Genomic DNA, 3,311 nt, shown 5'->3' on the forward strand with positions numbered 1-3,311 from the left:
GCTCGAACATCCTCGCAAACAACTCAAAAATCTGGCATTGACTTTTGGCACACTGTTGAGTTCTCAAGGAACGGACGCTTCCATCAAACCCCCCTCGGGGCCCTCCGGGCGCTTCCCTTCGCTGTGTTCCCGACTCTATCACGCTCGATTTCTCGAACTTGACCTCCGTCGGGGGGAGTTGAGGTTATCGCCCTCCGGCGTGCCGTAACCGTAGAGGAATTCTCCGGCCGATCCAAATCGGCCTTCCGAGCTGATCCACTCCGGGGCAAGCTCGAAGGACCCTACGGACCGGCCCCGGTGGTGTCAAGTTGGGTCTCGCGGGGTGGGGACCCCGGTGGTGAGGGCTTCCCGACGGCCGGTAGGCTCGGATGTCTTTGGCGTTTTTCGGGTCATCTCACGGGCAGGGGCAGAGGCCATGCGGTCATGAGGTCTTCGGGGGTGTACCGCTCGGTCGCGGGCTACAGCTTCCGGCGGTACGCGACCTACCGGCTGGCCACGGCGGCCGGGGTGTTCACCAACACGGTCTTCGGCTTCATCCTCACCTACGCGTTCATGGCCCTGTGGCACGAGCGCCCGCGGCTCGGCGGGTACGAGGAGGCGCAGGCGCTCACCTTCGTATGGGTGGGGCAGGCGCTGTTGGCGTCGGTGGCGCTGATGGGTGGCGGGTTCGAGGGGGAGCTTCAGGAGCGGATCAGGTCGGGGGACGTGGCGATCGACCTGTACCGGCCGGCCGACCTCCAGCTCTGGTGGCTGGCGACCGATCTGGGGCGGGCCGCCTTCCAGTTGGTGGGGCGCGGGGTGGTGCCGATGGCGGTGGGGGCGCTGGTCTTCGATCTGGCGCTGCCGGTGGACCCGGTGGTGTGGGTCTCGTTCCTGGTATCCGTGACGCTGGCCGTGGTGATCAGCTTCGCGATGCGCTTTCTGGTGGGGCTCTCCGCGTTCTGGATGATGGACGGGGTGGGGGCGAGCATGGCGTGCACCGTGCTGTCGACGTTCTTCTCCGGGATGATGTTGCCGCTGACCGTCTTCCCCGGGGGGCTGGGCGAGGTGGTGCGGTGGCTGCCGTGGGCCGGGATGTTGCAGGTGCCGGCGGATGTGCTGCTGGAGCGGCGGGCCGGTTGGGCCGTGGTGGCGGGGATCGCGTTCCAACTGGCGTGGGCGCTGGTCGTGTTGGGGCTGGGCCGCTGGGTGCAGTCGGTGGCGACGCGGCGGGTGGTGGTCCAGGGTGGTTGAGGGGACGCGGGCCTTCGCTTTGGTGGCCTGGATGTGGATACGCGCGGCGTTGACCTATCGGGCCTCGTTCGTGATCACGACGCTGGCGAATCTGGTGCTGACCCTGCTGGATTTTGTCATTGTCCTGCTGATGTTCTCCCATATCGATGCGCTGGGGGGCTTCGCGCTGCCCGAGGTGGCGCTGTTGTACGGGAGCGCGAGCCTGGCGTTGGGGATGGCGGACCTGGTGCTGGGGAACGTGGAGCAGGTCGGGCGGCGGATCAGGGACGGTTCGCTGGACGTGCTGTTCGTGCGGCCGGTGCCGATCTTCGTTCAGGTGGCGGCCGACCGGTTCGCGCTGCGGCGGGTGGGGCGGCTGATCCAGGCCGGGGCCGTGCTGGGGTGGGCGCTGTCGAACGTGGCGGTGGAGTGGACGCCGGGCCGGGTCCTGTTGCTGGTGTCGATGCTGGTGTCGGGGTCGGTGATCTTCGGCGCGCTCTTCACGCTGGGGTCGTCGTTCCAGTTCTGGGCGCAGGACGCGGCGCAGGTGCAGAACGCGTTCACCTATGGCGGGGGCGCGCTGTCGCAGTATCCGCCGACGATCTTCTCGCGTGAGCTGGTGCGCGGGGCGACGTTCGTGGTGCCGCTGGCTTTTGTGAACTGGCTGCCGTCGCTGCGGCTGTTGGGGCGGGACGATCCGTTGGGGCTGCCGGGGTGGGTGGACTTCCTGTCGCCGCTGGTGGCGGCGGCGTTGACCGGGGTGGCCGCCGTGGTGTGGCGGTCGGCGGTGCGGGGCTATCGGAGTACCGGGAGCTGAGATGAGCGAGGAACTGATCGAGCTTGACCGGTTGGTGAAGGTCTTCCGGGTGCGGCGGCGTGCCGGGCTGGTGCGGCGCGAGGTGAGCGAGGTGCGGGCGGTGGACGGGATCTCGTTCCGGGTGCGGCGGGGCGAGATGGTGGGGTACATCGGGCCGAACGGGGCGGGGAAGTCGACAACGATCAAGATGTTGACCGGCATCCTGACGCCGAGCGGGGGGCGGCTGCGGGTGGCGGGGATCGATCCGGCGCGGCGGCGGACGGAGTTGGCGCGGCGGATCGGGGTGGTCTTCGGGCAGCGGACGACGCTGTGGTGGGACCTGCCGTTGGGGGACTCGTACCAGCTGGTGCGGCGGCTTTACCGGGTGGAGCCGGAGCGGTTCCGGGCGAACCTGGAGCGGTGTGTGGAGCTGCTGGAGCTGGGGCCGTTGCTGGATGTTCCGGTGCGGCAGCTGTCGTTGGGGCAGCGGATGCGGGGGGACATCGCGGCGGCGCTGCTGCACGATCCGGAGGTGCTCTATCTGGACGAGCCGACGATCGGTCTGGATGTGATCAGCAAGAACAAGGTGCGTGGCTTTCTGCGCGATCTCAATCGGGAGCGGGGCACGACGATTCTGCTGACCACTCATGATCTGACCGATATCGAGCAGCTCTGTAGCCGGGTGATGGTGATCGACCGGGGGCGGCTGATGTACGACGGGGCGTTCGCCGGGTTGAGCGAGGTGGGCGAGAGCGAGCGGACCCTGGTCGTGGACCTGGCGGAGGAGCGGCCTGCGATCGAGGTGGAGGGGGCGCGGGTGGTGCGGGTGTCGGGGCCGCGTCAGTGGCTGGCGTTCCCGGCCTCGCGGAGCGCGGCGCCGCTGGTGGCGCGGGTGGCGGCGGAGTATCCGCTTCAGGACCTGTCGCTGCGGGAGCCGGACATCGAGGAGGTCATCGCCCGCATGTACGCGGCGGGTTGGGACGGGGTGCGGGGGGCTGGCGGGGGTTCGGGGGTGGGGTAAACCCCCGCTTCGATACGGCGACGCGCACCATCGAGACGCGGCTCGCCGAAGGCCAGGGTTGGGTGCGTTGACATCGTGCGTTCCCAGCGGAGGCGAGTTTCGTGACATCGGCCGTAGTGAATCCCAGGACCGACGGCAGCCCGGGGCGGGCCGGGGTGGCCGCGAGGGCGGTCGGGGTGGTCAAGGCGTACGGCTCCGGCGAGACGCGGGTGTCGGCGTTGGACGGGGTGAGTGTGGATGTGGAGCGGGGGGTGTTCACCGCGATCATGGGCCCCTCGGGCT

Annotated in this window: 3 protein-coding genes and 1 pseudogene; all 4 read left to right on the forward strand. The window is 69.0% G+C overall.

What is annotated here, in order from left to right:
- Positions 1-423: 423 nt before the first annotated feature.
- Complete coding sequence (locus EBN88_RS29205) at positions 424-1,233, forward strand: ABC transporter permease (protein ID WP_122400007.1); 810 nt, start codon at positions 424-426, stop codon at positions 1,231-1,233.
- A gap of 31 nt (positions 1,234-1,264) precedes the next feature.
- A complete protein-coding gene (locus EBN88_RS29210) occupies positions 1,265-2,029 on the forward strand; it encodes an ABC transporter permease (RefSeq protein ID WP_122400008.1) in 765 nt (254 codons plus the stop codon).
- A gap of 1 nt (position 2,030) precedes the next feature.
- Positions 2,031-3,029, forward strand: a complete 999-nt coding sequence (locus tag EBN88_RS29215) for an ABC transporter ATP-binding protein (RefSeq protein WP_122400009.1) — start codon at positions 2,031-2,033, stop codon at positions 3,027-3,029.
- Positions 3,030-3,130: 101 nt separating this feature from the next.
- A pseudogene (locus EBN88_RS29220) lies at positions 3,131-3,311 on the forward strand (ABC transporter ATP-binding protein); the annotation flags it as partial.

This window comes from Streptomyces triticirhizae (assembly GCF_003696235.1).
GTDB classification, from domain to species: Bacteria; Actinomycetota; Actinomycetes; order Streptomycetales; family Streptomycetaceae; genus Streptomyces; species Streptomyces triticirhizae.